Source organism: Luteibacter sp. Sphag1AF, from assembly GCF_014192715.1.
Lineage (GTDB): Bacteria > Pseudomonadota > Gammaproteobacteria > Xanthomonadales > Rhodanobacteraceae > Luteibacter.
Genome location: NZ_JACHYH010000001.1, coordinates 299193 through 325381, shown reverse-complemented (window position 1 = coordinate 325381; position 26189 = coordinate 299193). Strand labels below are relative to the sequence as shown.

Here is a 26189-nt window from a genome sequence, read left to right as displayed (position 1 = left end):
TCGATGAGCATTCTGACCTCTGCAGCATTCGCCCAGGCCGCCGCTCCGGCTGCCGGTGCCCCCGGCGCTTTCGGTTTTTCGCCGCTGATCATGATGGCCGTGCTCTTCGGCATCTTCTATTTCATGATGATCCGCCCGCAGATGAAGCGTCAGAAGGAGCACCGCGCGCTGCTCGCCGCGCTCTCCAAGGGTGACGAAGTCGTCACCAACGGCGGTATCGCCGGCCGTATCACCGATGTGGGCGATTCGTTCGTCAGCGTCGAGATTGCTCCCAACGTTTCGATCAAGGTGCAGAAAGGCGCCATCCAGCAGGTCCTTCCGAAAGACACGCTGAAGAACTCCTGAGGCCCGCTGCCGCGGCCCCGGCCGCTTTCATGGAATGCAAGGCATGACTGATTTTCCACGCTGGAAATATGCGCTGGTCGTACTCGTGTTGCTGTTCGGTATCGTTTACGCGCTGCCCAACATCTTCCCGCCCCAGAGCGCCGTACAGATATCTGCCAACCGCGGTGCCACGGTCGATGAGGCCCTGAAAACGAAGGTTGCCGGGCTGCTGCAGCAAAGCAACACCCCTGTTTCTGCCATCGAGATCGACGCCACGGGCTCGCGCCTGCTGGCCCGTTTTCCGGATGCCGACGCGCAGTCCAGGGCTGGCGACCAGCTTCGTCAGGCGCTGGGTGACCAGTACAACGTTGCCCTGAACCTTGCTTCCACGGTGCCCAGCTGGCTCCGTGCGATCAACGCCAACTCCATGCCGTTGGGCCTGGATTTGCAGGGTGGTGTGCGCTTCCTGATGGAAGTGGACCAGAACGCGGTCATCGACACGCAGGAAACGCGCTACTCGGACGACATCCGTTCGCTGCTGCGCGACAAGAATGTTCCCTTCGACTCGGTCAACCGCAATCCGCGTGGCCAGGGCGTGGGCATCATCCTGCGCAGCGACGCCGACCGTCAGGCCGCTGCCACGCTGCTGGGCACGGAATACCCGGACCTGCAGATCAACGACGGTGCCACCACCGGCGACCGCTTCGTGCTCAACGCCACAGTGAAGCCGGCCAAGCTGCGTGAACTGGCCCAGAGCACCATCCGCCAGAACGTCACCACGCTGCGCAACCGCGTCAATGCGCTGGGCGTGTCCGAGCCGATCATCCAGCAGCAGGGCGAAAGCCAGATCATCGTCGAGCTGGCCGGTGTGCAGGATACGGCCGAAGCCAAGAAGCTCATCGGTGCAGTGGCCACGCTGCAATACCGCGCAGGTCTCTATAGCCCGGAACAGGCGATGGAAGCCGCCCGCTCGGGCAGCGTTCCGCCGGATGCGAAGCTGTACTTCGGTCGCGAAGGCCGTCCGTACCTGCTGGCCAAGAAGCCCATCGTCACCGGTGACGAACTGATCGACGCGACCTCCGGCCGCGACCAGCAGAACGGCACGCCGAACGTCAGCGTCACGCTGAACAGCTCCGGCGCACGCAAGATGGCTGAGTTCACCAACGCCAACGTCGGCAAGCCGATGGCGGTGCTTTACGTCACCCGCGTCAACGAAGTGAAGATGGTCGACGGCAAGGAAGTGAAGGTGCCCAAGACGACCGAAGAGGTCATCAACTACGCCAACATCAGCAGCCCCTTCAGCAACAAGTTCCAGACCAACGGCCTGCCGAGCGATTCGGAAGCCCGTGACCTGGCGCTGCTGCTGCGCGGCGGTTCGCTGGCCGCGCCTGTCGACATCGTGGCTGAAAGCGTCATTGGTCCGAGCCTGGGCGCCGACAACATCAAGAAGGGCTTCAACGCAGTGATGATCGGTCTGGGCCTCGTGCTCCTAGCCGCTGCCATCTACTACAAGCTCTTCGGTCTGGTGGCCGACGTCGCGCTGTTCTTCAACCTGGTGATCCTGGTAGCCGTCATGTCCCTGATCGGCGTCACGCTGACCATGCCGGGCATCGCGGGTATCGTGCTGACTCTCGGCATGGCCATCGACGCCAACGTGCTGATCTGCGAGCGCATCCGTGAAGAACTGCGCAACGGCTCGTCGCCGCTGGCTGCCATCCGCACCGGTTACGACAAGGCATGGGCAACCATTCTTGATGCCAACGTCACCCATCTTCTGGCCGCGCTTGGCCTGATGACGATGGGCTCCGGCCCGATCAAGGGCTTCGGCGTCACGCTGTTCATCGGCATCCTGACCTCCATGTTCACCTCGGTGACCGTGACCCACGCCATCACCGCGCTGATCCACGGCGGTCGCAAGCTCAAGACGCTGTCGGTCTAAGGGGCCGGAGAACGACATGGAAATTTTTAACCACAACGCCAATTTCAACTTCCTTGGCCTGCGTCGTTTCAGCATCGGTCTTGCCGTTCTTCTGATGCTGGGCTCGATCGGCCTGATCCTCGGCAAGGGCTTCAACTACGGCCAGGACTTCACCGGCGGTATCGTCGTCGGCGTGGCTTACGAGAACCCCATCGACTCGGCCGACGTTCGCGCGGCTCTGGCGAAGGGCGGTCTTGAAGACGCGCTGGTGCAGGCTGTGGGTGGCACGCGTGAGCTCAGCGTCCGCCTGCAGGGCAAGGACGATGCTGGCGCTGCCGGCATGTCCGGCGACGAAGCCGCTGGCAAGGTTGCCAACGACGTGGTCGCCGCACTGAAGGCCGCCCGGCCCGACGTACGCATGACCAGCCGCTCGTTCGTGGGCCCGCAGGTGGGTGAAGAGCTGCGCAGCGACGGTATCTACGCGGTGATCTTCGTCATCGTGGGCATCATGGGTTACCTGTGGATTCGCTTCGAGAAGCGCTTTGCTCTCGCGGCGCTTGCCACCGAAGTCCATGACGTCCTGGTGACCCTGGGCATCTTCGCGCTCACCCAGCGTGAGTTCGACCTGACCGTTCTGGCCTCCGTCCTCGCCGTGGTGGGTTACTCCATCAACGACAAGGTCGTGGTCTTCGACCGTGTGCGCGAACTGTTCCGCTCCAGCCGCAATGCATCGCCGGAAGAAGTGCTGAACAAGTCGATCAACAGCACGCTGTCGCGAACCATCATCACGTCGCTGTTTACCGGCATCACCATGGCCGCGCTGTATTTCATCGGCGGCCCGGTGGTTCACGGCTTCGCCATCACCATGCTGATCGGCATCCTGGTCGGTACGCTGTCGTCGATCTTCGTCGCCAGCCCGATCCTGCTGTGGCTGGGCGTGTCGAAGAAAGACCTGATGCCGGTGGCCAAGGACGAGGGCGAGCTCGCCCGCCGTCCCTGAGCATCACGGCACACGTGCACACAGAAAGGCCCGGCTGGAAACAGCCGGGCCTTTTCTTTTAAGCATTTCGTATTACATCGAAGCTTTCGCGCCCCCGCTATCGCTGGCGCGACAAATAACCCGGTTCCTCCAGCGCGGATTAGGCCGCTTATCTGCCACTCCGCGCGTTCTTGTCGTTCATGATTTTGGTTAATGCGGCTTTACCGTGAAAGGCCGGGCGGTATTCATGAAGAAATATTCCGGGCTCCTGCGAAAAGGCCTCCCGGTAATCTGCAAGCAACAAAAAAAGACCCGGCGGGTTTCCCGGCCGGGTCTTTTTTTCATCCCTTGGGCGACGAGTCAAAATTCCTCGTCGTCGCTCCCTGTGCGCTCCGCGCCTTCCGCGTCATCGCGCAGCGTGACCACGACATAGGCGGCTCCCACGAGGGAGGCGCAAAGCCATGCGTAGGCCATCTGCAACGACACGCGCGGTACGGCAGCGGCTACCCGCGGGGTAAATGCCACGCCGCCGATACCCACAAGGGCCATCGCGGCGGCCACCGTCCAGACGAGACGCCTGGACGGTTTGCTTTTGTGTGAAAACTTCATCGACTGAGCCCCTGTGCTCGATTCGCCGCATCCGTGAATAGAACGTGACGCTGGCGTATGTAGGAAATACCCTACAATTTCCTGCGAGACAAGTGCCGGTCAGCTGAACGCGGTTTCCCAAGCCGGGGTAAACTGGCTCGCCCCATCCCCCTGTGCCGGAAAAAACCATGGCAGAACGCGCTTTTCCCAACTATGTCATGACTTCTGGCGCCGGCAAGGACGGTGCCCGGTATTCCGCCTACCTGGTCGTGCGGCCCGAAGGCGGAAGTCGTCGGCCGGACGGAACGACCCGGCCGGAATATTTCACGGTCTACGACAACCGCAGTTTCCGCGAGCTGGCTACCGCTGAAGAAGCAGCCGAGAAGGCCCTGGCATTGGTCCAGGGTGTGGACGATGACGGTACGCCCGTATTCGCCGAGGGCGAAACCGGATTTGACGACGACCGTCCGGGTGAGAGTGATGCCGAGCCGCTCGCGGAGTAACTGATCGCGTCAATGGCGCAGCGCACCGCCGACCGCCTCCAGCAGCTGTTGGCGGTCATAGGGCTTGGCAAGGAAGGACGCGTGCAGGCCCAGTCGTTGTTCCACGCCACCCACATCGCCGGAAACAACCAGCACGGGCATGAGCATTCCCCGGCGGCGTAGCTCGTTCACCATTTCGATGCCGTCCATGTCACCAGGCATGTTGACGTCGGTGAAGACCAGGCCGATGTCCGGATGCTCGCCCACGGCGAAAAGTGCCTCGGTGGCATTGGAGGCGGTGAGAACGTGGTAGCCCGCCATTTCGAGCATGAACCCCGTGATATCCAGGACGTTTCGGTCGTCCTCGACGATCAGTACGGTGGCTTCGTCAGATTGCATCGGTATCCCAAGTCAAGGTGACGGCTGGACTGTGAGCCCGGGCGCGTTGGCAAACCGTGACGCATCCGATAGCACTGGCCTTCTGGCCAGCTTGACGCCACGTTTATCGTGCGCCTCCATACTGGGCACTCATCCGACATGGGTCTAATTTGTGGCGACTGATTCGGAAGAAAGATATCGCCAGTACGTCGAGGCCTCCGCTGACTGCATCAAAGAGCTGGACGGCGACGGTATTGTGCGTTTCATCGGCGGCCGCGGTGCGGCGGTGCTTGGTTTTGACAATCCGGCCAACGTGCTGGGTTTAAGCTGGCTGGCGTTGTGGCCGGAAGCCGCGCACGACATGTTGTTGCGCACGCTGCGAACGGCTCGTCAGGGCAACCGTGTTGACTTCAGCTGCGCGCGCCCTGCGCCCAGTGGGGCGCAACGCTGGTGGGATGTGTCGGTCACGCCGGCAATGAATGCGGACGGCACGCTGGACCATTTCATCGTCATAAGCCGCGACATCACCGACAGGGTGCAATTGCAGGTGGCGCTGGAGTCGATCAACCAAGTCCTGCAAGACAAGTTGAATGAGACGCTGGCCAGTTCCGTGAACGCCACCAGTCGCTACGGCACGCTGCTGGAACGGCTGGAGTCCGAGCACGCCGCCCGCGAGGCGGCCGAACGCATGGTTGCCGCCATCAGTTCCGAACTGGACATGGCTACAACGGCTCGCAGGCTTGCAGAAGAGAGTTCGCGTCAGGCACACCGGCAGCAGGCCATCGGTCAGCTGGTGAGCGGCATCGCTCACGATTTCAACAACATGTTGCAAACGGTCATAGTGAGCCTCAGTGGCCTTGAAGATGATATCGAGCTGTTGCTGCCCCAGCACCGGAAAATGCTTCGTTACGCGGTGGAAGGCTCCCGGCACGCCACGGCGTTGACCAGGCGGCTGCTGGCGTTTGCGCGTACGCATCCGGCCCGGCCGGAGCCTCTGGACATGGTGCAGGCCGTGCATGACTTTGCCGACTTTGCCCGGCATGGCATGGGTGGTCGCGTGGGCCTGACCGTCGATGCGCCGGACGAGCCGTTGCCGGTCTATCTTGACCGTCATGCGCTGGAACAGGCACTGATGAACGTCTGCCTCAATGCCCGCGACGCCATGGCCTCCGGTGGCACGGTGCAGATCCGCCTGTTCACCCGCGAACTGGTGGCGCTGCCCGGCGTGACCCTGCGCGATTCCGCCTCAGGCCACTACGTGGCGGTGGCCGTGAAGGACTCCGGGGAGGGCATGACTGAGGCGGTGCGGCAGCGATTGTTCGAGCCGTATTTCACGACTCGTGAGGGTGGCAGCGGCCTCGGGCTGGCCCAGGTCTACGGAAGCGTTGCGCAGGCGGGCGGCTTCATCGAGGTGGACAGTGAATCCGGGCACGGTACGACGATTCAGCTGGTCTTTCCGCGCTATATGGGCTCACTGGACATGCTGGCCGATTCTGTTCACAAAGTGTGATCAAAGTCCCTCAATGGATGCTCCTTCCTGCCGATAAACACTCTGGCAGAGAGGAACATCCATGTTGGTCATCATCGGTTTCATCGTCGTCCTGGTCAGCGTGCTGGGTGGTTACGTGCTTTCGCACGGCAGTATCGCCGCGCTTTGGCAGCCCTACGAGCTGCTGATCATTTTCGGCGGTGCGGCCGGCGCCTTTGTGAGCTCCAATTCCATGGAGATCGTGAAGGGCGCCATGCGCGACATGCTCGCCCTGCTGAAGGGGCCGAAGTACCGCAAGCAGGACTACGTGGACCTGCTGTCACTTCTGTACGACATCTTCGTGAAGATGCGCAAGGAAGGGCAGCTTGCCATGGAAGAGCACATCGAGAACCCTTCGCAAAGCTCGCTCTTTTCGGCCTATCCGCGCCTGGTGGCCGAGCATCACCTCATCGACTTCATCACGGACTGCCTGCGCCTGATTGTCGGCGGCAGCATGGATCCGCACGAGCTTGAACAGCTTCTGGACATCGAGCTGGAAAGCCATCATCACGAAGCGTCCGCGCCTGCGCTGGCCGTGCAGAAGATGGCCGATGCGCTCCCGGGCTTCGGCATCGTGGCCGCCGTGCTCGGTATCGTCATCACCATGAAGTCCATCGACGGCGACGCTGCCGTCATCGGTGAGCACATCGCCGGCGCGCTGGTGGGTACCTTCCTCGGCATCCTCCTGGCCTACGGCTTCGTGGGCCCGCTGGCTGCCGCCATGGAAGGACGCGTCAACGAAGACGGCAAGGCGTTCGAGTGCGTGAAAGTTGGCCTGCTGGCCTCCCTGCGTGGCTACAACCCGATGGTTGCCGTGGAGTTCGCGCGCAAGTCGTTGACCTCGCGCGCCCGTCCGAACTTCCAGGACCTGGAAGCGCACCTGAAAACCGCACGCTGAGTCACGACCATGGCGGAGCTGAAACAGGTCATCATCGTCCGGAAGCGCAGGAAGGGCGGTCACGCCCATCATGGCGGCGCGTGGAAAGTCGCCTACGCTGACTTCGTCACCGCCATGATGGCGTTCTTCCTCGTGATGTGGCTGATCGGCGCGGGCACGAAGCAGCAGCGCGCGGCCATCTCCGAATACTTCAAGAACCCCAGCATGACGTCCGGCCAGTCGACCATGGCTCCCTCGGGCATGACGGGCCCGGGCGGTGCCAGCACCAGCATGATCAAGCTGGGCGGTGCCATGAATCTGCCCACCGGCCCGGGTGACAAGACCTCGTTCGCGCCCCCCAGTGCGGAACAGGCCGAGAAGATGGCCCGGGAAAAAGAAAAGAAGCGCCTTGAGAAGCTGATGAAAGACCTGAACGATGCGATTGCCAAAAGTCAGGCCATGGCACCGTTCAAGGATCAGCTGCTGCTGGACATCACGTCCGAAGGCCTGCGCATCCAGATCGTCGACAAGCAGAACCGCCCGATGTTCGACCTGGGCAGTGGTGCCCTGAAGCCGTACACCGTTCAGATCCTTCACGAACTGGCCGGGTTCATCAATCAGGTGCCCAACCAGATCAGCATCTCCGGGCATACCGACAGCGCGCCTTACGTGCGTGCCGACAGTCAGTACGGCAACTGGGAGCTTTCTGCCGATCGCGCCAATGCCGCGCGTCGCACGTTGACCGATGGCGGCATGCAGGGCGAGAAAGTGGCTCGCGTGGTGGGTCTTGCTGCCTCCGTGCCGTTCGACAAGGCGGACCCCTCGGCGGCCACCAATCGCCGGATCAGCATCGTGGTGATGACCGATCAGGCGGCCAAGGCGGCGCTCTCGCCCGAACTGGTCAACGAGGCCAAGCCGCTGCCGATCGTTCCGACGCTTCGTTCCGCGGAAGCCGATCACGCGGCGGGCGGCGTTCCAGCCGCCCCGGCCGTGCATGCGTCGGACGTGTCGACGACGCGGGGTGCGTCGGTGGCGCCTTCGGGTATTTGATTGGCGCGCTCGTCGCGCGCAAGCGTGCTGCCCGCAAGATCGTCCCGTCCGGCAAAGTCATCCTCCGGACATGCGGCGGTGATACACATGCTTCGTATACACAGTATCGAAGCATGTGTGTTTGGACGTCCATTTGCGCAAGGGGGCAGTCAGCCCGGCGCATGGTCTCCGAAACACTCACCACACCAATATCATCCCGCCTTCACGCGGCCCGGTACACGGCCCGCGTGACTGCAGGCACCCCCTCCTGCGGGGTGCTTGCGCTCGGCCGCCCGGGGGCGCAGGATGGGGCAACAGGGGAGGGAGTAAACGTGGACAGTTACAATAAATTCCGGGTGGTCGCCAAAGCCATCAAGCAGGACGGGTCCGATGGTCAGCCTGTGTATAGATCCAGTTACCGCATTCTGGATACGCAAGGCGAAGAGATCGAGACCAGCACAGGCACTCTGGCGCACGGCGACATTACCAGCGCATACAACGAAGCCTTCGCTCAGGGTCATGAGCGACTGAAGGCGCTTGGCGCAGAAGGCGCCGTCGCTTAATCGCGAAGCTGCGCTTCCAGTTCGTCCCGCTGTGCGGGCGTGCCGATGTTTCGCCAGAATCCATCAAATCGCTCACCGCGCAGTGAGCCGTCACGCATCGCGCGTTGATACATGGGAAGCAGCTTGAACTTCCCCGGCGACTGGCCCGCCACGATCTGCGGCCGATACACACCGATGTTCGCGAAAGTCAGGCACTGCGCGCCCGTTGCGGGAGCGATATGGCTCGCAACGACGGGTGCGTCTTTTTCATAAAGACGTCCATCTGCCAGTAAGAAATCGCCCGCTGGATGCCAGGGTGGGTTGTCGACCATGACCAGATGCGCCACGCCTTCGGGTTGAGCCGGCAGTCGCGCATAGTCGTAGTCGCTGTAGATGTCGCCACTGACCACGATGAACGGATCAGGCCCCAGCAATGGCAGGGCGTTCAGGATGCCGCCGCCGGTTTCCAGTGGCGTGGGCCCTTCGTAGGCATAACGAATCCGCAACCCCCAGCGCGAACCGTCCCCCAGCGCCGCAGGAAACTGGTCGGCCAGATGCGAGGTGTTGATGACCACGTAGCGGACGTCTGCCGCGGCCAGCTTTTCCAGGTGCCACTCGATCAGCGGTTTGCCGCCGACGGGGAGTAGCGGCTTGGGTGTGTGCGTGGTGAGGGGGCGCATGCGTTCACCCAGCCCTGCGGCGAGAATCAGCGCATGCCTCATGCCGCGCGCGCCTCGCGGATATCGCAATTGCCTATCCTGGCTTCCAGAAGATCGGCGAACGCCGCGAGTTCATGATGACGGCGCGATACATCCAGAATATAGGTGAGCACGCGGGGCAGGTCGGTCAGATAGCCCGGCTTGCCATCGCGATACCAGAGTCGGCAGAACAGACCCAGCACCTTGATGTGGCGTTGCAGGCCGGCGAAATCAAACCAGCGCTGGAAGCGATCGGTGTCCACGGTATCCTCGATGATATGCGTGTGCAGCAGGCGCAGCCGGTAACCTTCGACCCACCCCTGAACGCGTTCGTTGTCCCACACGATGTAGCAGTCGCGAAGCAGCGAGGCCAGGTCGTACGTGATCGGTCCCACCATAGCGCCCTGAAAATCAATGATGCCCGGATTGTGTTCCGGGCAAACCAGCAGATTGCGGCTGTGATAATCGCGGTGCATGAACGCGCGCGGCTGTTCGGCAATGCCATGCATCAGCACGTCGAAAGCCGCCTCGATCACGTCCCAGTCGCTGCAAGCCAGTGTCTGTCCCAGATGGGTTTCCAGAAACCATGTAGGCATGATTTCCAGTTCCATGGTCTGCCATGCGCGGTCGAAATCTGGCAGTTCGCGCGTGTCTACGTGCGTCTGCATGTGGATCAGCGCATCCAGTGCATCGGCATACAGCGCGTCCACGGAGTCATCGTTCAGCTCGGGCAAGTACGTGCGCGTGCCCAGGTCATCAATGAGCAAAAAACCTTGTGTGGCGTCGTACGCGTGGACCTTCGGAACGTGCAGTCCTGCCGAAGCCAGCCGCGTGCCAATTGCGATCCATGGCGCCGGATTTTCTTTCTCGGGCGGGGAATCCATGACGATCACCGTGCCGCCATCTACCTCGCCGCGCCAATAGCTGCGAAAGCTGGCGTCGGCCGAGGCCGGTACGAGTTCAAGGGAGGCATCACCCGTGACGGAGCGGGCCCAGGCGAGACGAGCGGAAGTGCGGTCGGTAAGCATGGGCGAATCATACCGAGGCGCGTGCGAGGTTGGGCGTGCTGCCTGCACCGCGCCCGTGTCAGCAGGGTGCCGAAAGGCTACTTGTGAATGGAGGGTCGGCGGCTGATGCTAGGGGGATGGGGTCGGGGGATTCCGATAATGGCGCTTCCTGGCGCAGGCGGACGAGGGGAGATCATGGCAGAGGACACATTCATGCCCACGATGACCCGGCGGCAGATGCTGCGGATGATCGGCATGGCGGGCAGCGGAGCGCTGATGTACCAGGCGATGACGGGTCTGGGGTTTGCGAAGGAATCTCCATATCGACCGCCGCCCCCACTGGCAGGATCGGGAAATGGCCAGTCCGTACTGATCCTGGGTGCAGGTCTTGCGGGTCTGGTGGCCGCGTATGAACTCGGCAAAGCCGGCTACAAAGTGCAGGTGCTGGAATACAACCAGCGCCTTGGCGGCCGCAACTGGACACTGCGCGGTGGTGACCTCTACACGGAATTGGGCGGCCACACCCAGCGCTGCCAGTTCGATGAAGGGCAGTATTTCAATCCGGGACCGTGGCGCATTCCTTATCACCATCACGGCGTACTGGATTATTGCCGTCAGCTGGGCGTGGCTCTGGAGCCGTTTGTCCAGCTCAATCACAACGCATACTTTCATCGCCGCGATGCGTTTGGCGGCAAACCGCAGCGCATCCGTGAGGTAAAGGCGGACTTCAACGGCGGTGTCGCCGAACTGCTGGCCAAGGCCACATCGACCGGGCGCCTGGATGATCTGGTCACCAAGGAAGACCGCGAAATTCTCCTCGAAGCGATGCGCGAATGGGGCGGCCTGAACAGGGACTTTTCGTACGCTGCCGGGCCAGTGAGCAATGACTATCGCGGCTACGCGCGTGATGCCGGCGGCGGAGCCCATGGCAAGCCGGATTTTTCCACGCCCGTAGGATTGCATGACGTATTGAATGCGCGGCTCTGGGGCAACCTCGCCGCCAGCGATCAGTACGAATACCAGACCACCATGATGCAGCCGGTGGGTGGCATGGACGCCATCGGCAAGGCATTTGGTCGTGAAGTGGGCTCGCATGTCCGCTACGGTGCCAAAGTCGTGGACATCGCCCAGGACAGCGCAGGCGTAAGCGTTGCATATGAGGATACGAAGGCACCGGGAAGCCGGCATGTGGCGAAAGCGGACTGGTGCGTGTGCACGATTCCGCTGTCGATCCTGAGTCAGATTCCGGTGCAGGTGGGGGCCGCGATGGCCGCCGCCATCAGTGCCGTGCCATACGCCGCATCGAACAAGGTGGGCATCCAGTTCAGCCGGCGGTTCTGGGAAGAAGACGATGCCATTTACGGTGGCGTGTCTTTCAGCGATTTGCCCATCGGCATGATGTCCTATCCCAGCCACGGTTTCGGTACGAAGAAGGGCGTGCTGCTTGCCTCGTACACCTTTTTTGTCGAGGCGCTGGAATTCACGGCGCTTGATCCGGCTGAGCGCATTCGCGCGGCGCTGGAATACGGCAAGCAGATTCATCCGCAATACGCCGACACGTATGAAAACGGCATGGCCGTCGCGTGGCATCGTTCGCCTTTCACGCTGGGCTGTTTTGGCAACTGGTCCGATCAGATGCGCGAGAAGCATTACGCCGATCTGTGCGCGATGGACGGCCGCATCGTGCTGGCGGGCGAACACGCGTCGTATCTGCCAGCGTGGCAGGAAGGCGCGATTCTTTCGTCGCTTTCGGCCATCGACCAGGTGCACCGTCGCGCGTTGGCGGGAGGTCGGGCATGAAACATGTGACCTCGATGCTCGTGGCGTGTCTTGTGACTTTCAGCGCCGCCGCACAGGCGGCCGATGACCCGCCTTTTCTGGATCAGAAATCCGCAGCCACAGCCGATGGCCATGCGTTCTTCACCCACATCTGCCAGGCATGCCACATGGCGGACGGCAAGGGTGCGGCCGGGGCTGGGGCGTATCCTGCGCTGGCTGCCAATCCCAGGCTGGCCTCGGCGCTGTATCCCGCTGCGATGGTGTTGAATGGTCGTGCGGGGATGCCTGCGTTTGGGAACGTGCTCAGCAATCAGCAAATCGCGGATGTGGTGAACTACGTTCGCACGCATTTTGGCAACGACTATCACGACCCACTGACTGCCGCGCAGGTTCAGGCACTGCGTCCTCAGGAGAAACCATGAAAAAGCTCGCGCTGCTGCTTCCGATTCTGGGCCTCGCCTCGCAGGCAACCGCCACCGATGTGGTGAGGCATGCGATTCCCAACAGTACCTTCCCGATTTCTGCGGCGGTGGAAGTGCCGGCCGGAAAGACGCTGGTGTTTCTGAGCGGCGTGGTTCCACCCGTGGCGGATGCGTCTGCGGCCAAGGACAGTCCCGCTGCCTATGGCGATACGAAGACCCAGACCGCCGGGGTGCTTGGTGCCATCGAAAAGCAGCTCAAGAGCATGGGGCTCGGCATGGGCGACGTGGTCAAGATGCAGGTCTTCCTGGTGGGCGATCCGGCCAAGGGCGGCAAGATGGACTTCGCCGGATTCATGCAGGGCTACACACAGTTTTTCGGCACGCCGACGCAGCCGAAACTGCCGTCGCGCTCGGCGATGCAGGTGGCGGCCCTGGCCAATCCGGGTTTCCTGGTGGAGATCGAAGTGACGGCCGTGCGCCCCTGAGGTCCCGATATTTCAGCCCCGGAGCCTGACCGTGTACGCTTTGCTTCTTTTGGCTCGGTTGCAACATGGTCTCTCACTCGGAACCACGGATCGGCATCATTGGCCTGGGCTACGTCGGACTGCCCCTGGCGGTGGAATTTGGCAGGCATTTCGACACGCTCGGTTTTGACATCAATCCGGCTCGCATCGCCGAGCTGCGCGCCGGACGCGACCACACGATGGAAGTGGCCCCCGATGCCCTGACGGCAGCGGCGCGGCTGCGTTATACCGAAACGGTGGACGAACTTACCGACCGCAACGTTTTCATCGTGACCGTCCCGACGCCCATCGACGAAGCTCAGCGTCCCGACCTGTCGCCGCTGGAAGGCGCCTGCCGCATGCTCGGCGCGTTGCTGAAGCAGGGCGACTTGGTGGTCTTCGAGTCCACGGTGTACCCGGGCACCACGGAAGAAATCTGTGTACCCATTCTGGAAGCTGCGTCCGGCCTCACCTTCAACGTCGATTTCCACTGCGGCTACAGCCCGGAGCGCATCAACCCGGGCGACCATGCCCGGCGGGTGGTCGATATCCGCAAGCTCACGTCGGGCTCCACGCCGGAGGCGGCCGAACGTGTGGATGCGCTGTATCGCACGATCATCCGCGCCGGCACGCACAAAACCTCGTCGGTACGTGTGGCAGAAGCGGCGAAGGTCATCGAGAACGTGCAGCGTGACGTCAATATCGCGCTGGTCAACGAGCTGGCGCTGATCTTCAATCGCCTTGGCATCGACACCGAAGAGGTGCTGGAGGCGGCAGGCACGAAGTGGAACTTCCTGCCGTTCCGTCCGGGACTTGTGGGTGGCCATTGCATCGGCGTTGATCCGTATTACCTCACTCACAAGGCGGAGGTCACGGGCTATCACCCGGAACTGATCCTGGCGGCGCGGCGCATCAACAGCCGCATGGGTACCTATGTCGCTGATCGGGTGATTCGCCTGATGAGCGAGCGTCGTCTGCATATCGTGGATGCGCGTGTGCTGGTGCTGGGTTTCGCCTTCAAGGAAAACTGCCCCGACCTGCGCAACACCCGCGTGATCGACATCACCCGCGAATTGCAGCACTCGATGGCGCACGTGGACGTTTACGATCCCTGGGTCAATGCCGATGACGCCGAACGTGAATACGGAATCCGGCCGGTGGAAACCATCGACGAAGGTGCATACGACGCAGTCATCATCGCCGTGGCGCATTCGCAGTTCCGCGAATTCGGCGCAGAACGCATCCGTAACTTCGCCCGTCCGGGCGGCGTGGTGTACGACGTGAAGTCGGTCCTCCCGCAGGAATCGGTAGACGGGCGCCTCTGATCCGGCGTGTGTGTGGTGACTACAAAAAAAACCCGGCCTGGGGGCCGGGTCCGAGATATCTCGAAGTAGTCATCACATCACGCGCGCGGGAGGACGCGCGTGACGTTTTGTTGCTTTACAGGTCGTAACGCACCGCGAAACGGAAGTAACGCGGGGTGCTGAACGAGATCGGGCGCTGGTAGGTCACAACCGGTGCGCCGGCGGCGTTCTCGCCAACTTCGATCAGGCTCTGCGTGCGCTGCTGGGTGAAGACGTTGAAGATGTCCGCGTTGAAGGCCAGCTTGTGGTCTGCAAACGCCGGACGGTATTCCACGCCAAGATTGAGCTGTTCGGACCACGGCAGACGACCACGGCTGCCGCGCGGCGAAACCTTGCCGTCGCAGTAGAAGTAGGCGGCACCGTACTTGACCGGATCGCCAGGGGCCACGCCCAGGCAGTTGATCGGACGACCCGATGCAACCGTGAGGTTGGCGCTGAACAGCCACTCAGGATTGAACTGGTAGTAACCGTAGGCCTTGAGCTGGTGCTTGCGGTCGTTGGGCAGCGGACCATTGGAGCCGACCATCAGTTCCGGTGCATCCCAGTCCTGCGTGACCGACGGATCGCGCTGGCCGATGTCCGACTTCAGCATGCCCTCGGAGTTGCCGAAGCTGTGCGACCAGACGTAGTCGATCTTGCCGTACCAGTCCTGGTTGAACTGATGCTCGGCGTACAGATTCAGAGCCACGTACTTGCGCTTCAGGTCCGGGAAGCCGATGCCGTTGTTCGTGAAGTCCTGCTTGGTCAGCGTGACGTCGCGGAAGGTGCCCTTGCCATCCATGTTGACCTGGAAGGTATTGGACTTGCCCGGATTGAACAGGTAGCAGCCGGAAATGACGGCCTTGCTCATGTCCACGTTGTTGCGCGTACCCCAGTTCTTGAACGGGCGCGAATCGCAGAAGTCGTCGATCGAGCTCTTCAGTTCGCGATACGTTCCCTTGGCACCCACCGTCCAGTTGTTGCTGAACATCTTGTCGAAGCCGAGGATGTATTCGTCCTGGTAGTACGCGCCCATGCCCTTGGCCGCAATGGTGCGCGGATCGGGGTTGGTGCCGTCATGACCGTTGGATGCGTACTCGCTGCCATTGGGTACGAAGCCAATGGGCATGCCCGTAACCGGGTCGATGCTGGTGAACGAGCCGAACTGGCGCAGGAAATACGAGCCCGATGCGGCGCGCACCGCGACGTTGGACGGGATGGCCAGGTGGTAGCGGCCTGCGTTGCCGTAGATCTTCAGGCTGGAGTCGCCGAACACGTCCCAGCTGATGCCCAGGCGCGGAGCGAGCTGATGGCGCTGCTTGACGTAGACCGTACCGGCGCCGTTGAGGTTCTTGAACTGCTCGTTACGCAGGCCGATGTAAGCGAGCCAGCGATCGTTGACCTGCCACTTGTCTTCGATGAACTGCGCTTCCTGCACGGTCTCAACGTTGGACGCCGCGTAGTAGTACACGCGCTGCACGTACTGCTGGCCCGGTGCGAACAGCACATCCGGATAGCCGTTGATCTTGCCGCTGCTGTTGACGTTGCCGTAGGACCAGTAATAAGCGCCGCCCTTGCCGCGACCGGATTCCGGGCCCTCGTACGAGTTGCCTGCGAAGGACTGCAGGGTCTGGTTGTCCAGACCGGCGCGAATGTCGTGGTCACCAGCGACATACTCGGCGTCCAGGCGCCAGCCGTGGGTCCGGTCCTTTGCGCCGGCTGCCAGCAGCTGGCCCACCAGATAGCAGTTGGGCGGGAATACCGCCTTGCCTGCGACGGTGAAGCTGCCGCTGATCAGCGGGCACTGGCCGCCGATGCTGTTGGTCGTCTGCACATGCTCGGACGTGCTGCGGCCGTACAGGGCGTTGATCGTCAGGTTGTCGGTGATGTAGCCGGTGTACTTGCCGATGTACACGTCGCCGCCGGGCGTCGCGCCAGCAGTGCCGTAGTTCTTGGTATATGCCGAGCCGCGATAAGCGCCGCGCTGACCGGTGGCGTAGCTGTAGCCGTAGATCTGATCGGTGTTGGTGGTCTTGTCGCTGAAGCCGGTCAGTTCAAGCAGGTGGCTGTCCGTGATGTTCCAGTCAACCTTGGCCAGATAACGCGAGGTCTTCGTGCTGTAGTTGGTATACGTAGGCGCTGCCGTCGAACCGATGGTCTTGCCATCCTGGTTGATGAAGTCGCCGGTCAGGTAGAAGAACAGCTTGTCCTTGATCAGCGGGCCGCTGACGTAGGCGGAGTATTCCTTCAGCGTGCTCTTGTTGCGCGAACGATCCTGATACAGCTGGCCATTCTTCAGGTAGATGTCACGCGGTGAATCGCGCAGGCCTGCAGGAATATAGACGACCTGGCCGCCAGCCTTGAAGTTGTTGCCGCCGCGCTTGGTGATCATGTTGATCACGCCGCCCGTGGAGCGGCCGTACTCGGCACCGTAGCCGCCGGTGTAGATCTGCTGCTGGTCGATGGCGTCGAACGGCAGGCTGGTCAGGCCCAGGCCGGTGAGGGCGTTGGTCACGGCATAGCCGTTGACGTAGTACTGGTTTTCCGCCGCCGATGCGCCGCCGAAGGAAGCCACGTTGCCATAGCGGGAGTCGCCGCCCACCGCACCCGGTGCAAGCAGGGCAGCCGAAGTGACGTCACGCGCAATGGGAAGCTTCTGCAACTGGTCGGAGGTGAGCACGGTGCGCGAGTCGACCGACGAGACGTCGATGGCCGGAAGCACGTTGCCGGTGACCTGCACGCCTTCCAGCGTCTGGGCATTCGTCGCGCTTTCGGTCACGAACGACACGTCGGTACCCGTACCGAGTACCACAGATACGTTCTCGCGGGTTTGCAGTACCTGGCCATCGCGCAGGACCGAGACGTCGTAACGACCGACCGGAACCGACGAGATGCGGTAGCGGCCATCCGCATCAACAGGGACGTCGCGGCTGAAGCCGGTGTCTTTGTTTTGCAGGTGGACGACCGTGCCGGCTTCGCCGGAGGTGCGGCCGAACAGGACGCCCGAAGAGTTGGACTGTGCGTGGGCGACGCCTGCGATCGACAGACCGAGTGCGAGCGCCAAAGCGGTGTGCCGTAAAAAACGGGTACGACCGGAGGTGGAACTGATCATGCAAAGAGCCCCTGTCGGGCCTCGCGAAGGAGGCCCATCTCTGTTGTTTGTAGTGGCGGTTTTGAAGCCGCATCGCGCAGCTTCCAAACCTCAAAAACTTTTCCCCGAAAGTCTTTGCGGCCGTGACGCAGGAAGTTGCGACAACAGAATTAACTGGAGATTTCGTGATTGTCAATTATTTGTGAAATGGCTATGACACTAGTGTCCTAGGCCCCTTTTTGCCGAAAAACCGCACATGGCAATAGTTGTCGGGGACGTAAAGTCATTGCGAATGACCCTCGTCGTACACTTGGCTTTTCGCCACGGAGATCGTCATGAGCACCAAGCCACGCGTCGACTTCTTCTACTCCCCGCAGACCCGCGCAGGCGGCACGCTGATCCTGCTTGAGGAGTTGAATGCCAACTACGACTTGCATGTGTTGAACATGAAGGAAGGGGAGCAGCGTGGTGAGGCTTACCTGGCGATCAATCCGATGGGGAAGGTGCCTGCCATCGTCCATGACGGTGCGCTGATCAGCGAACAGGTGGCGGTGTTTCTGTATCTGGCCGACCTGTATCCGGAGGCGGGTCTTGCGCCGCCGATTGGTGATCCGTTGCGCGGCCCGTATCTGCGCTGGATGGTGTTTTATGCCAGTTGTTTTGAACCTGCGGTGGTCGACAAGGCGCAGGGTCACCCTCCCGCGCCGCAGGCGATGTGTCCGTACGGTGACTTCAACACGATGATGAACACGTTGCTGGCGCAGCTTGACAAGGGGCCCTATCTGCTGGGTGATCGCTTCACTGCCGCAGATGTGCTGTGGGGCAACGCATTGTCGTGGATTACTAAGTTTGGGTTGGTGGAGGCCACGCCGCGCATGCAGCAATACATCGAGCATGTGGCTGCGCGCGAAGGCACGAAGCGCGCGCATGCCCGCGAGGCGGAGCTGGCGGCAGCGTAGTGCGTATGGACGTCTGAACGAGTAACCGGGCTTGCCTTTTTCCAGGCAAGCCCGATCCTTTTTTCACGACAGGTTGTAGCCGCGCTCTTCGTGCAATGCGATGTCCAGGCCGACCTGCTCCTGTTCTTCATCCACGCGCAGGCCCATCGTCACGGCAATGCCCTTGAAAATGGCGTACGACAACACCGCGCTCCACACGATGGTGAACGCCACGCCCTTGAACTGAATCCACAGTTGCAGGCCGACATCCGTCACGGTGCCGAAGCCTCCGAAGGTTGCGGCAGCAAGCGGGCCGGTAAGCAGGGCGCCCACGATGCCGGCGATGGCGTGCACTCCGAAGACGTCCAGCGAATCGTCGTAGCCAAGCTTTCGCTTCAGTCGCGTCGCGCAGAAGAAACAGATCACACCCGCGGCAAGGCCGAGTACCAGCGCTCCGCCCGGTCCTGCCGTGCCTGCGGCCGGCGTGATGGCCACCAGTCCGGCGACCGCGCCCGATGCGATGCCAAGCACGCTGGGGCGACGGTGCGTGATCCATTCCACGGCCGTCCATCCGATCGCGGCTGCCGCCGTTGCGATCTGCGTCACCAGCATGGCCATGCCTGCGCTGCCGTTGGCAGCCACGGCGGAGCCTGCGTTGAAACCGAACCAGCCCAGCCAGAGCATGCTCGCGCCTACCAGCGTATAGCCCAGGTTGTGCGGAGGCATGGGCGTATTGGGGTAGCCGCGACGCTTGCCGATCACAAGGCAGCCGACCAGACCGGCAATGCCGGCGTTGATGTGCACGACGGTGCCGCCTGCAAAATCAAGCACGCCCAGGTCACCAAGGAATGATCCGGCGCCGCCCCACACCATATGCGCGATGGGCAGGTAGACGATGGTGAACCACAGTGCGGTGAACACCAGCAGGGCGGAAAATTTCATGCGCTCCGCGATGGCGCCCACGATCAGGGCGGGTGTGATGATCGCGAAGGTCATCTGGAACATCACGAACACCGCTTCAGGCACGGTGTTGTAAAGGCTGCCGGGTGTGAGGCCTGCCAGCATGGCGTGACTGAATCCGCCGACGAACGAATGCAGGTTGGTCGTGCCGGCGCTCATGCCGGTGGTGTCGAATGCCACGCTGTACCCGTAGGCCACCCACAGCACGGTGACCAGTGCTGTAATTGCAAAACACTGCATCAGCACGGAAAGCAGGTTTTTTGCGCGCACCATGCCGCCGTAGAAGAGTGCGAGGCCGGGAATCGTCATCAGCAGCACCAGCATGGTGGCGGTCAGCATCCACGCGGTGTCGCCACTGTCCAGTTTGGGAGTGGGCGCCTGCGCGAAGGACACGGCGGGCAGGAGGGCAAGGGCTGTGATCGCCCCGCTGGTGTAACGACGCAAGTCAGAGCGCATCGGCGTCCACCTCCTGCGTGCGAATGCGGATCGCCTGTTCCAGGTCGATGACGAAGATTTTCCCGTCACCGATCTTGCCCGTGCGTGCAGCGTTGGAAATGGCCTCGATGGCGCGCTCCAGCTGGTCGTCGGCGACGGCGATCTCGATTTTCAGTTTCGGCAGGAAATCCACCACATATTCCGCACCCCGATACAGCTCCGTGTGGCCGTTCTGGCGCCCGAAGCCCTTCACCTCGGTTACCGTCATGCCTTGCACCCCCACCTCGGCCAGCGCCTCGCGGACGTCGTCCAGCGTGAACGGCTTGATGATCGCGTTGACCCATTTCATGCGCCGTGCTCCCCCGTTGGTTGACTGGGATGAGCAGTGCAGGTTGCGTGCCACTCGCCCGTAGGGCGAAAAGCTTTGTAGAAACCTCGGGTTGGCGGCGGGCGGGGCGCGGGCTGCCGTCGGGTCGCTCTGTTGTGGTGCGTCATTGCCCGTTTATGGTGCAGCGCACCCGAATTGCATCGGAGACGGTAAATCTGTACCATTTTGGTCCGGTTTCCACTTTCCCCATTCCGCCGATGCTCCGTGTCAGCCGCCTGACCGATTACGCCACTGTCGTCATGACAGTGATCGCAGCGCATCCTGTCGACGTGCTCAGCACGGCGCAGATCGCTGACGAAACGCGTCTGGAGCTTCCCACGGTCAGCAAGCTTCTGAAGTTGCTGGGTCACGCAGGTCTGGTGGATTCGTTCCGTGGCGTGAATGGCGGCTATCGGCTCGCCCGCGCGCCGGAGGCCATCAGCCTTGCGGACATTGTGGAAGCCATGGAAGGGCCCATTGGCATGACCGAATGCAGCGTGGCGCATGGCCACTGCGAACGGGAGTCGCAATGCGGTGTCCGTGGCAGCTGGCAGCAGGTCAGTGGTGCCGTGGATGGCGTGTTGCGCGCCATGACCCTGGCACAGATGCTCGCTGGCGCCCCCAAGGCGACGGCAACACACGCGGCAAGTGCCGCGGGGTAAGCGAACGCATGAACGAGAGCGAAAACATGACACGCGAAGTGGCAGCACCCGTGCGCGATAACGCCGAAGTCGAGGCGGCGCTCAACCGTCGCTATGAAGCCGGCTTCGTCACGGATATCGAATCCACCAGCCTCCCGCCGGGCCTCAATGAGGACACCGTCCGCCAGCTGTCTGCCATCAAGCAGGAGCCGGAGTGGATGACCGAGTGGCGTCTGGCTGCGTACCGGCACTGGCTGACCATGCCCGAGCCGGACTGGGCCAAGCTGGAAATTGCGCCCATCGACTATCAGTCGGTCAGCTACTACTCGGCGCCGAAGGCTGGCCTGAAGTCGCTGGACGAGGTCGATCCGAAGCTGCTGGAAACCTACGAAAAACTTGGCGTGCCGTTGCACGAGCGCGCGAAACTCGCGGGTGTGGCCGTGGATGCGGTGTTCGATTCGGTTTCTGTCGGCACCACGTTCCGCAAGGAACTGGCCGAGGCAGGCGTCATTTTCTGCTCGATGTCCGAGGCCATTCGCGAACACGGCGAACTTGTCCGTCAGTATTTGGGCAGTGTAGTTCCCACCGCCGACAACTATTTCGCGGCACTCAATTCGGCCGTGTTCTCCGACGGCAGCTTCGTGTTCATTCCGAAGGGCGTGCGTTGCCCGATGGAGCTTTCCACGTACTTCCGCATCAATGCGATGAATACGGGACAGTTCGAGCGCACGCTGATCGTGGTGGAAGACGACGCATATGTGTCGTATCTGGAAGGCTGCACGGCGCCGATGCGCGACGAGAACCAGCTGCATGCTGCCGTGGTCGAACTGGTGGCCATGGAGCGGGCGCAGATCAAGTATTCGACGGTGCAGAACTGGTACCCGGGCGATGAGAACGGCGTTGGCGGCATCTACAACTTCGTGACCAAGCGCGGCGATTGCCGTGGCGCCGATTCCAAGATCAGCTGGACGCAGGTGGAAACCGGTTCGGCGGTCACCTGGAAGTATCCAAGCTGCGTGCTGCGTGGTGATCGTTCGGTGGGCGAGTTCTACTCCGTGGCGCTGACCCACCATCGCCAGCAGGCCGATACCGGCACGAAGATGATCCACATCGGCAAGGGCACCAAGTCGAAGATCGTCTCCAAGGGCATCAGTGCCGGCCGTGGGCAAAACAGCTACCGCGGTCTGGTGAAGATCGAGAAGGGTGCCGATGGTGCGCGCAACTACACGCAGTGCGATTCGCTGCTGATCGGCAAGAAGTGCGGCGCGCACACTTTCCCGTACATGGAAGTGAAGAACCCCACGGCCATCGTGGAACACGAGGCTACTACCTCGAAGATTTCGGACGACCAGCTCTTCTACTGCCTGTCGCGTGGCATTGGCGAGGAAGACGCCGTGTCGATGATCGTGGACGGCTTCTGCAAGCAGGTCTTCCGCGAACTGCCGATGGAATTCGCCGTCGAGGCGAAAAAGTTGCTCGAAGTATCGCTCGAAGGCGCAGTGGGCTGATCGGCCCATTCGCGACTCGAAGCACTCACGTCTTTAAACGGATAGCACCATGCACATGCTGAAGATCGACAACCTCCACGCCCGCGTTGAGGGCAAGGAAATCCTGAAGGGCCTTTCGCTGGAGATCAAACCCGGCGAAGTACACGCGATCATGGGTCCCAATGGCGCAGGCAAGTCGACGCTTGGCAATGTGCTGTCTGGTCGCGAGGGTTACGAAGTGACGGCGGGAAGCGTGCTGTTCAACGGCCGCGACCTGCTGGCGCTGGAGCCGGAAGAGCGCGCCGCTGAAGGGGTCTTCCTCGCGTTCCAGTATCCGGTGGAAATCCCGGGCGTGAACAACACCTATTTCCTGCGTGCGGCGCTCAACGCGCAGCGGAAATATCGTGGTGAAGACGAACTCGATTCCATGCGCTTCCTGAAGCTGGTTCGCGAGAAGCTCAAGATCATGCAGATCTCCGACGAGCTGCTGCATCGTGCGGTCAACGAAGGCTTCTCCGGTGGCGAGAAGAAGCGCAACGAAATTTTCCAGATGGCCGTGCTGGAACCGAAGCTGGCCATCCTCGATGAGACCGATTCGGGTCTGGATATCGACGCGCTCAAGCAGGTTGCCGAAGGCGTCAACGCGCTGCGTTCGCCGGATCGTTCGTTCGTCGTGGTCACGCATTACCAGCGCCTTCTCGATTACATCGAGCCGGACTTCGTGCACGTGCTGGCCGGTGGCCGCATTGTGGAAAGCGGCGACAAGTCGCTGGCGCTGAAGCTGGAAGAGCAGGGTTACGCGTGGCTTGCCGATGCGCATCCGGAGCTGGCCAAGGCGGAGCTCGCCGGAGAGCGCGCATGAGCGAGACCCAGGCCATCCGCACGCCTTTCGTGCAGGCGGTGCTGGACAGCTCAGGCACCGCTGACACCTCCGGCATCGCATGGGTCGACGCTGCGCGCCGTGACAATCTGGCGTCGTTCGCGGCTACCGGTTTGCCCGAAGCACGCAACGAATCATGGAAGTACACGTCGCTGCGCGCGCTGTCCCAGCGCGGCTTTGCGCCCGTGGACCTTAAGGCTGCGCGTACTGTCGCGGTCGATGTGCCAGTGCTTCCCGGCGTTACCGGTGCGCGCATGGTTTTTGTCGACGGCGTTTTCCGTACCGACCTTTCCGCGCTTGAGGCGTTGCCCGCCGGGCTGACGCTTCAGTCGCTGCCCGATGCGCTGGCTGCGGACCCCGAGCCGCTGCGCTTCGCGCTTTCCGCGCGTCATCGCCATCAGGCAGCGGATGCCTTTGCGCATCTGAATGCGGCGCTGGCACGCGATGGCGTGGTGGTGAAGGTGGCTGCCGGTGCGCATGTGGCATCGCCTGTGCACATCGTGTTCATCAGCACACAGGCTGGCGTTGCCTGGCACGCGCGCGCGGTCGTGGACGTGGGTCAGGGCGCGCATGTCACCCTCGTGGAGCATCACGTCGGACTCAGCGACGTGGCGTCATTGGGTACGCTCTTTGCGGATTACACGCTGCGTGATGAGGCCGTGCTGGATCTGGTGCTGGTGCAGGACGCAAGCGCCAGCGCCACGCTGATCCGACGCAGCCACGCGCGCGTCGGCGCGCGGGCCGTGGGAACGGTGCATGCCGTGGAGCTGGGTGGGGCGCTCGTGCGCCATGAGCTTATGGCCGAACTGGTAGGCGAAGCGGGGCGTTTCGATTCGCGGGGCGTCTTCGCGCTCAAGGCCCGTCAGCACGTGGACACTCAGATGGAGGTGCGCCACCAGGCGCGCGACACGGCGTCCGACGCGCTTTGGCGTGGCGTGGCCGATGGTCGTTCGCGCGGCGTGTTCCGCGGTGCCATCGTGGTGGCCGAAGGCGCCGATGGTAGCGACGCGGCTCTGAGCAACAAGAATCTCCTGCTGTCCGCTCAGGCGGAAATTGATACCAAGCCGGAACTCGAAATTTACGCCGACGAGGTCAAGGCCGCGCACGGTGCCACCATTGGCCAGTTGGATGAGCGCTCGCTGTTTTATCTGCGCTCGCGTGGCATTCCGCTCACTCAGGCACGCAGCCTGCTGACGCTGGCCTTCTGCCGCGCCGCGCTGTCCAGCCTGCCGAATGAGGCGCTGCGCGAGCATCTGGGCGATCTTCTGGTGGCGCATTTGCCCACCGGCCCGGTCGACGCCTGAAGCGCCCCACGGATCACGACGGAACTGCCATGAACGCCAAAGTTGAATCCCGCGACCTGCCGCTCGACGTGGAGCGTATCCGCGCCGATTTTCCCCTGCTGGCGCGCACTGTCCACGGCAAGCCGCTCATCTACTTCGACAACGCCAACACCGGCCAGAAGCCGCTGTCGGTGATCGAGGCGGTGGACAGCCATTATCGCCAGCACAACGCCAATGTCGCCCGCGCCGTGCATCAGCTTGGCGAAGAAGCGACCGCAGCCTATGAGGGCGCGCGCGACAGCCTGGCCCGTTTCATCAACGCGCCCTCGCGCAATGAAGTGATCCTTACTTCCGGCACCACCCAGTCGATCAACCTGGTTGCGTACAGCTGGGCGCTGCCTCGCCTGAAGCCCGGCGACGCGATCCTGACCACGGTGATGGAACATCACGCCAACATCGTGCCGTGGCAGCTGGTTGCCGAGCGCACGGGCGCCGTCGTGCGTGGCGCGCCCATTGATGCGAATGGCGAGCTGATCGTCGAAGCGTTCATCGACATGCTGACGCCGGACGTAAAGCTCGCGTGCGTCACCCACGTGTCCAATGTGCTGGGCACGGTCAACCCCATTCGCGAGCTGGCGCGCGAGTGCCGCAAGCGTGGCATCCCGTTGCTGGTCGATGGTTCGCAGGCCGCGCCGCACCGTCCCATCGACGTGCAGGCTCTGGGCTGTGATTTCTACGCGGTGACCGGCCACAAGATGCTTGCCCCGACAGGTACGGGTGCGTTGTGGGCGCGCCGCGAGCATCTGGAGTCCATGCCGCCGTTCTTCGGTGGCGGCGAGATGATTCGCGAAGTGCGTTTCGACGGCACCGTGTTCGCCGATCCGCCGCATCGTTTTGAAGCGGGTACGCCCAATATTGCCGGTTTCGTGGGCATGACGGCGGCCATCGACTATCTCAATGGTCTGGGCTTTGATCGACTGAAGGCGTACGAGCAGGACCTGCTTGCATATGCAACCACGGCACTGGAGTCCGTGGCAGGTATTCGCATTTTCGGCCGCGCGGCCGAAAAAGAGCCTGTGATTTCGTTCCTGATCGAAGGTGCGCATGCCAACGACATGGCAACGCTGCTGGATCTGGAAGGTGTCGCCGTCCGCTCGGGCCATCACTGCGCTCATCCGCTGATGCAGTTTTTCGGCGTTCCTGCCACGCTTCGGGCGTCTTTGGCCTTCTATAACACCCGGGCGGAAGTGGACGCATTTATCCAGGCTATACAGAAGGTTCGCAAGCTACTGCTCTGACGGCCAAGTCGGGGCTATCATGCCGCATGTTCCCGACCCCCACGCCCATGGCCACGCGACTTCCGATCCCTGTGACATTTCCGGAGCTGTCCGCATGACGGACTGGGTACGCGTCGGCACACGCAGCGAATTGCTGCCGGGCGAGCATCGCATCGTGTGGGATGGCGACACGGCCATTGCCGTCTACAACGTTGACGGCACGCTGTACGCAATCGAAGACGTCTGCACGCATGACGGCGGGGAACTGGCGGGCGGCCCTCTCATCGGATTTGAAGTGGAATGTGTGCGCCATGGCGCGCGGTTCGATCTGCGCAATGGTGCGGTGACCTGTCCTCCGGCTTATGAGCCGGTCGCCACCTTCCCGGTGCGTGAACAGGACGGTGTGATCTGGACGCGTGACGACCGATGATGC

26 protein-coding genes are annotated in these 26189 nt (G+C 62.2%); 19 read left to right on the top strand and 7 right to left on the bottom strand.

Annotated elements, in window-relative coordinates:
- Positions 1-3 precede the first annotated feature (3 nt).
- The 3 genes from yajC to secF are packed head-to-tail and all read left to right on the top strand — an operon-like array spanning position 4 to position 3242.
- A complete protein-coding gene (gene yajC, locus FHW69_RS01530) occupies positions 4-345 on the top strand; it encodes a preprotein translocase subunit YajC (protein ID WP_183421256.1) in 342 nt (113 codons plus the stop codon).
- Positions 346-388: 43 nt separating this feature from the next.
- Positions 389-2263, top strand: a complete 1875-nt coding sequence (gene secD, locus FHW69_RS01525) for a protein translocase subunit SecD (protein WP_183421255.1) — start codon at positions 389-391, stop codon at positions 2261-2263.
- A 16-nt stretch (positions 2264-2279) separates the two neighbouring features.
- Positions 2280-3242 carry a protein translocase subunit SecF gene (gene secF, locus FHW69_RS01520; RefSeq protein ID WP_183421254.1) on the top strand — a complete coding sequence of 321 codons (963 nt, stop codon included), beginning with the start codon at positions 2280-2282 and terminating at the stop codon, positions 3240-3242.
- Positions 3243-3581: 339 nt separating this feature from the next.
- On the opposite strand, the gene FHW69_RS01515 is transcribed toward secF, so the two are convergent.
- The gene (locus tag FHW69_RS01515; RefSeq protein WP_183421253.1) at positions 3582-3830 is read right to left on the bottom strand and encodes a hypothetical protein; all 249 of its coding nucleotides are present in this window, start codon (positions 3828-3830) and stop codon (positions 3582-3584) included.
- Positions 3831-3997: 167 nt separating this feature from the next.
- On the opposite strand from FHW69_RS01515, the gene FHW69_RS01510 reads away from it, so the two are divergent.
- The gene (locus FHW69_RS01510; protein WP_183421252.1) at positions 3998-4312 is read left to right on the top strand and encodes a hypothetical protein; all 315 of its coding nucleotides are present in this window, start codon (positions 3998-4000) and stop codon (positions 4310-4312) included.
- A gap of 9 nt (positions 4313-4321) precedes the next feature.
- Here FHW69_RS01510 and FHW69_RS01505 read toward each other — a convergent pair whose 3' ends face one another.
- On the bottom strand, positions 4322-4690 hold the full coding sequence (locus tag FHW69_RS01505; protein ID WP_183421251.1) for a response regulator: 369 nt from the start codon (positions 4688-4690) through the stop codon (positions 4322-4324).
- Between the two features lie 151 nt (positions 4691-4841).
- Here FHW69_RS01505 and FHW69_RS19170 point away from each other — a divergent pair, with 151 nt between their 5' ends.
- From FHW69_RS19170 to FHW69_RS01485, 4 genes are all read left to right on the top strand, one after another.
- On the top strand, positions 4842-6179 hold the full coding sequence (locus tag FHW69_RS19170; protein WP_183421250.1) for a PAS domain-containing sensor histidine kinase: 1338 nt from the start codon (positions 4842-4844) through the stop codon (positions 6177-6179).
- A gap of 61 nt (positions 6180-6240) precedes the next feature.
- Complete coding sequence (gene motA / locus FHW69_RS01495) at positions 6241-7095, top strand: flagellar motor stator protein MotA (RefSeq protein WP_183421249.1); 855 nt, start codon at positions 6241-6243, stop codon at positions 7093-7095.
- Positions 7096-7104: 9 nt separating this feature from the next.
- A complete protein-coding gene (gene motB, locus FHW69_RS01490) occupies positions 7105-8124 on the top strand; it encodes a flagellar motor protein MotB (protein ID WP_183421248.1) in 1020 nt (339 codons plus the stop codon).
- Between the two features lie 311 nt (positions 8125-8435).
- Positions 8436-8666: a hypothetical protein gene (locus FHW69_RS01485; protein WP_183421247.1), complete on the top strand. Its 231-nt coding sequence runs from the start codon at positions 8436-8438 to the stop codon at positions 8664-8666.
- Here the strand turns inward: FHW69_RS01485 and murU are convergent.
- Both murU and FHW69_RS01475 read right to left on the bottom strand, forming a co-directional pair.
- Positions 8663-9367, bottom strand: coding sequence for an N-acetylmuramate alpha-1-phosphate uridylyltransferase MurU (gene murU / locus FHW69_RS01480; protein ID WP_183421246.1), 705 nt, complete (start codon positions 9365-9367; stop codon positions 8663-8665). The two genes, FHW69_RS01485 and murU, sit on opposite strands and share 4 nt — an antisense overlap.
- The gene (locus FHW69_RS01475; protein ID WP_183421245.1) at positions 9364-10371 is read right to left on the bottom strand and encodes a phosphotransferase; all 1008 of its coding nucleotides are present in this window, start codon (positions 10369-10371) and stop codon (positions 9364-9366) included. Before FHW69_RS01475 ends, murU begins: the two co-directional genes overlap by 4 nt.
- 201 nt (positions 10372-10572) lie before the next feature.
- Here FHW69_RS01475 and FHW69_RS01470 point away from each other — a divergent pair, with 201 nt between their 5' ends.
- The 4 genes from FHW69_RS01470 (at position 10573) to FHW69_RS01455 (ending at position 14379) form a co-directional block, all read left to right on the top strand.
- A complete protein-coding gene (locus tag FHW69_RS01470; RefSeq protein ID WP_183422226.1) occupies positions 10573-12150 on the top strand; it encodes a flavin monoamine oxidase family protein in 1578 nt (525 codons plus the stop codon).
- Positions 12147-12551, top strand: coding sequence for a cytochrome c (locus FHW69_RS01465; protein ID WP_183421244.1), 405 nt, complete (start codon positions 12147-12149; stop codon positions 12549-12551). The genes FHW69_RS01470 and FHW69_RS01465 overlap by 4 nt, the downstream gene beginning before the upstream one ends.
- Positions 12548-13036, top strand: a complete 489-nt coding sequence (locus tag FHW69_RS01460) for a RidA family protein (RefSeq protein ID WP_183421243.1) — start codon at positions 12548-12550, stop codon at positions 13034-13036. Before FHW69_RS01465 ends, FHW69_RS01460 begins: the two co-directional genes overlap by 4 nt.
- A gap of 65 nt (positions 13037-13101) precedes the next feature.
- The gene (locus FHW69_RS01455; protein ID WP_183421242.1) at positions 13102-14379 is read left to right on the top strand and encodes a nucleotide sugar dehydrogenase; all 1278 of its coding nucleotides are present in this window, start codon (positions 13102-13104) and stop codon (positions 14377-14379) included.
- A 115-nt stretch (positions 14380-14494) separates the two neighbouring features.
- Here FHW69_RS01455 and FHW69_RS01450 read toward each other — a convergent pair whose 3' ends face one another.
- A complete protein-coding gene (locus tag FHW69_RS01450) occupies positions 14495-17509 on the bottom strand; it encodes a TonB-dependent receptor (RefSeq protein WP_183421241.1) in 3015 nt (1004 codons plus the stop codon).
- A gap of 314 nt (positions 17510-17823) precedes the next feature.
- Between FHW69_RS01450 and FHW69_RS01445 the strand changes: the two genes are divergently transcribed.
- Entirely contained in the window at positions 17824-18447 is a 624-nt protein-coding gene (locus tag FHW69_RS01445; protein WP_183421240.1) for a glutathione S-transferase family protein, read from the top strand.
- 63 nt (positions 18448-18510) lie between these two features.
- On the opposite strand, the gene FHW69_RS01440 is transcribed toward FHW69_RS01445, so the two are convergent.
- The gene (locus FHW69_RS01440; RefSeq protein WP_183421239.1) at positions 18511-19842 is read right to left on the bottom strand and encodes an ammonium transporter; all 1332 of its coding nucleotides are present in this window, start codon (positions 19840-19842) and stop codon (positions 18511-18513) included.
- On the bottom strand, positions 19832-20170 hold the full coding sequence (locus tag FHW69_RS01435) for a P-II family nitrogen regulator (protein ID WP_183421237.1): 339 nt from the start codon (positions 20168-20170) through the stop codon (positions 19832-19834). Before FHW69_RS01435 ends, FHW69_RS01440 begins: the two co-directional genes overlap by 11 nt.
- 236 nt (positions 20171-20406) lie before the next feature.
- Between FHW69_RS01435 and FHW69_RS01430 the strand changes: the two genes are divergently transcribed.
- The 6 genes from FHW69_RS01430 to FHW69_RS01405 all read left to right on the top strand — a co-directional run bounded on the left by FHW69_RS01430 (position 20407) and on the right by FHW69_RS01405 (position 26186).
- Positions 20407-20850 (top strand): SUF system Fe-S cluster assembly regulator, encoded by a 444-nt coding sequence (locus FHW69_RS01430; RefSeq protein WP_183421235.1) that lies wholly within the window; start codon positions 20407-20409, stop codon positions 20848-20850.
- Between the two features lie 26 nt (positions 20851-20876).
- On the top strand, positions 20877-22337 hold the full coding sequence (sufB, locus tag FHW69_RS01425) for a Fe-S cluster assembly protein SufB (protein ID WP_221195401.1): 1461 nt from the start codon (positions 20877-20879) through the stop codon (positions 22335-22337).
- Positions 22338-22392: 55 nt separating this feature from the next.
- Positions 22393-23178 carry a Fe-S cluster assembly ATPase SufC gene (gene sufC / locus FHW69_RS01420; protein ID WP_183422224.1) on the top strand — a complete coding sequence of 262 codons (786 nt, stop codon included), beginning with the start codon at positions 22393-22395 and terminating at the stop codon, positions 23176-23178.
- Entirely contained in the window at positions 23175-24500 is a 1326-nt protein-coding gene (gene sufD, locus FHW69_RS01415; protein WP_183421233.1) for a Fe-S cluster assembly protein SufD, read from the top strand. Before sufC ends, sufD begins: the two co-directional genes overlap by 4 nt.
- Positions 24501-24529: 29 nt before the next feature.
- Complete coding sequence (locus tag FHW69_RS01410) at positions 24530-25777, top strand: cysteine desulfurase (RefSeq protein ID WP_183421232.1); 1248 nt, start codon at positions 24530-24532, stop codon at positions 25775-25777.
- Positions 25778-25871: 94 nt separating this feature from the next.
- Positions 25872-26186: a non-heme iron oxygenase ferredoxin subunit gene (locus FHW69_RS01405; protein ID WP_183421231.1), complete on the top strand. Its 315-nt coding sequence runs from the start codon at positions 25872-25874 to the stop codon at positions 26184-26186.
- Positions 26187-26189: the final 3 nt, after the last annotated feature.

Excerpts from the sequence above, each read along its gene's own strand:
- FHW69_RS01455 (WP_183421242.1), top strand. The coding sequence starts at position 13,102 with ATGGTCTCTCACTCGGAACCACGGATCGGCATCATTGGCCTGGGCTAC.
- FHW69_RS01505 (WP_183421251.1), bottom strand. The coding sequence starts at position 4,690 with ATGCAATCTGACGAAGCCACCGTACTGATCGTCGAGGACGACCGAAAC.
- motA (WP_183421249.1), top strand. The coding sequence starts at position 6,241 with ATGTTGGTCATCATCGGTTTCATCGTCGTCCTGGTCAGCGTGCTGGGT.
- murU (WP_183421246.1), bottom strand. The coding sequence starts at position 9,367 with ATGAGGCATGCGCTGATTCTCGCCGCAGGGCTGGGTGAACGCATGCGC.
- FHW69_RS01515 (WP_183421253.1), bottom strand. The coding sequence starts at position 3,830 with ATGAAGTTTTCACACAAAAGCAAACCGTCCAGGCGTCTCGTCTGGACG.
- FHW69_RS01460 (WP_183421243.1), top strand. The coding sequence starts at position 12,548 with ATGAAAAAGCTCGCGCTGCTGCTTCCGATTCTGGGCCTCGCCTCGCAG.
- FHW69_RS01430 (WP_183421235.1), top strand. The coding sequence starts at position 20,407 with ATGCTCCGTGTCAGCCGCCTGACCGATTACGCCACTGTCGTCATGACA.
- FHW69_RS01435 (WP_183421237.1), bottom strand. The coding sequence starts at position 20,170 with ATGAAATGGGTCAACGCGATCATCAAGCCGTTCACGCTGGACGACGTC.
- FHW69_RS01405 (WP_183421231.1), top strand. The coding sequence starts at position 25,872 with ATGACGGACTGGGTACGCGTCGGCACACGCAGCGAATTGCTGCCGGGC.
- secD (WP_183421255.1), top strand. The coding sequence starts at position 389 with ATGACTGATTTTCCACGCTGGAAATATGCGCTGGTCGTACTCGTGTTG.
- FHW69_RS01475 (WP_183421245.1), bottom strand. The coding sequence starts at position 10,371 with ATGCTTACCGACCGCACTTCCGCTCGTCTCGCCTGGGCCCGCTCCGTC.
- motB (WP_183421248.1), top strand. The coding sequence starts at position 7,105 with ATGGCGGAGCTGAAACAGGTCATCATCGTCCGGAAGCGCAGGAAGGGC.
- FHW69_RS01470 (WP_183422226.1), top strand. The coding sequence starts at position 10,573 with ATGACCCGGCGGCAGATGCTGCGGATGATCGGCATGGCGGGCAGCGGA.
- sufD (WP_183421233.1), top strand. The coding sequence starts at position 23,175 with ATGAGCGAGACCCAGGCCATCCGCACGCCTTTCGTGCAGGCGGTGCTG.
- secF (WP_183421254.1), top strand. The coding sequence starts at position 2,280 with ATGGAAATTTTTAACCACAACGCCAATTTCAACTTCCTTGGCCTGCGT.
- FHW69_RS01440 (WP_183421239.1), bottom strand. The coding sequence starts at position 19,842 with ATGCGCTCTGACTTGCGTCGTTACACCAGCGGGGCGATCACAGCCCTT.
- sufB (WP_221195401.1), top strand. The coding sequence starts at position 20,877 with ATGACACGCGAAGTGGCAGCACCCGTGCGCGATAACGCCGAAGTCGAG.
- FHW69_RS01465 (WP_183421244.1), top strand. The coding sequence starts at position 12,147 with ATGAAACATGTGACCTCGATGCTCGTGGCGTGTCTTGTGACTTTCAGC.
- FHW69_RS01445 (WP_183421240.1), top strand. The coding sequence starts at position 17,824 with ATGAGCACCAAGCCACGCGTCGACTTCTTCTACTCCCCGCAGACCCGC.
- FHW69_RS01450 (WP_183421241.1), bottom strand. The coding sequence starts at position 17,509 with ATGATCAGTTCCACCTCCGGTCGTACCCGTTTTTTACGGCACACCGCT.
- yajC (WP_183421256.1), top strand. The coding sequence starts at position 4 with ATGAGCATTCTGACCTCTGCAGCATTCGCCCAGGCCGCCGCTCCGGCT.
- sufC (WP_183422224.1), top strand. The coding sequence starts at position 22,393 with ATGCTGAAGATCGACAACCTCCACGCCCGCGTTGAGGGCAAGGAAATC.
- FHW69_RS01510 (WP_183421252.1), top strand. The coding sequence starts at position 3,998 with ATGGCAGAACGCGCTTTTCCCAACTATGTCATGACTTCTGGCGCCGGC.
- FHW69_RS01410 (WP_183421232.1), top strand. The coding sequence starts at position 24,530 with ATGAACGCCAAAGTTGAATCCCGCGACCTGCCGCTCGACGTGGAGCGT.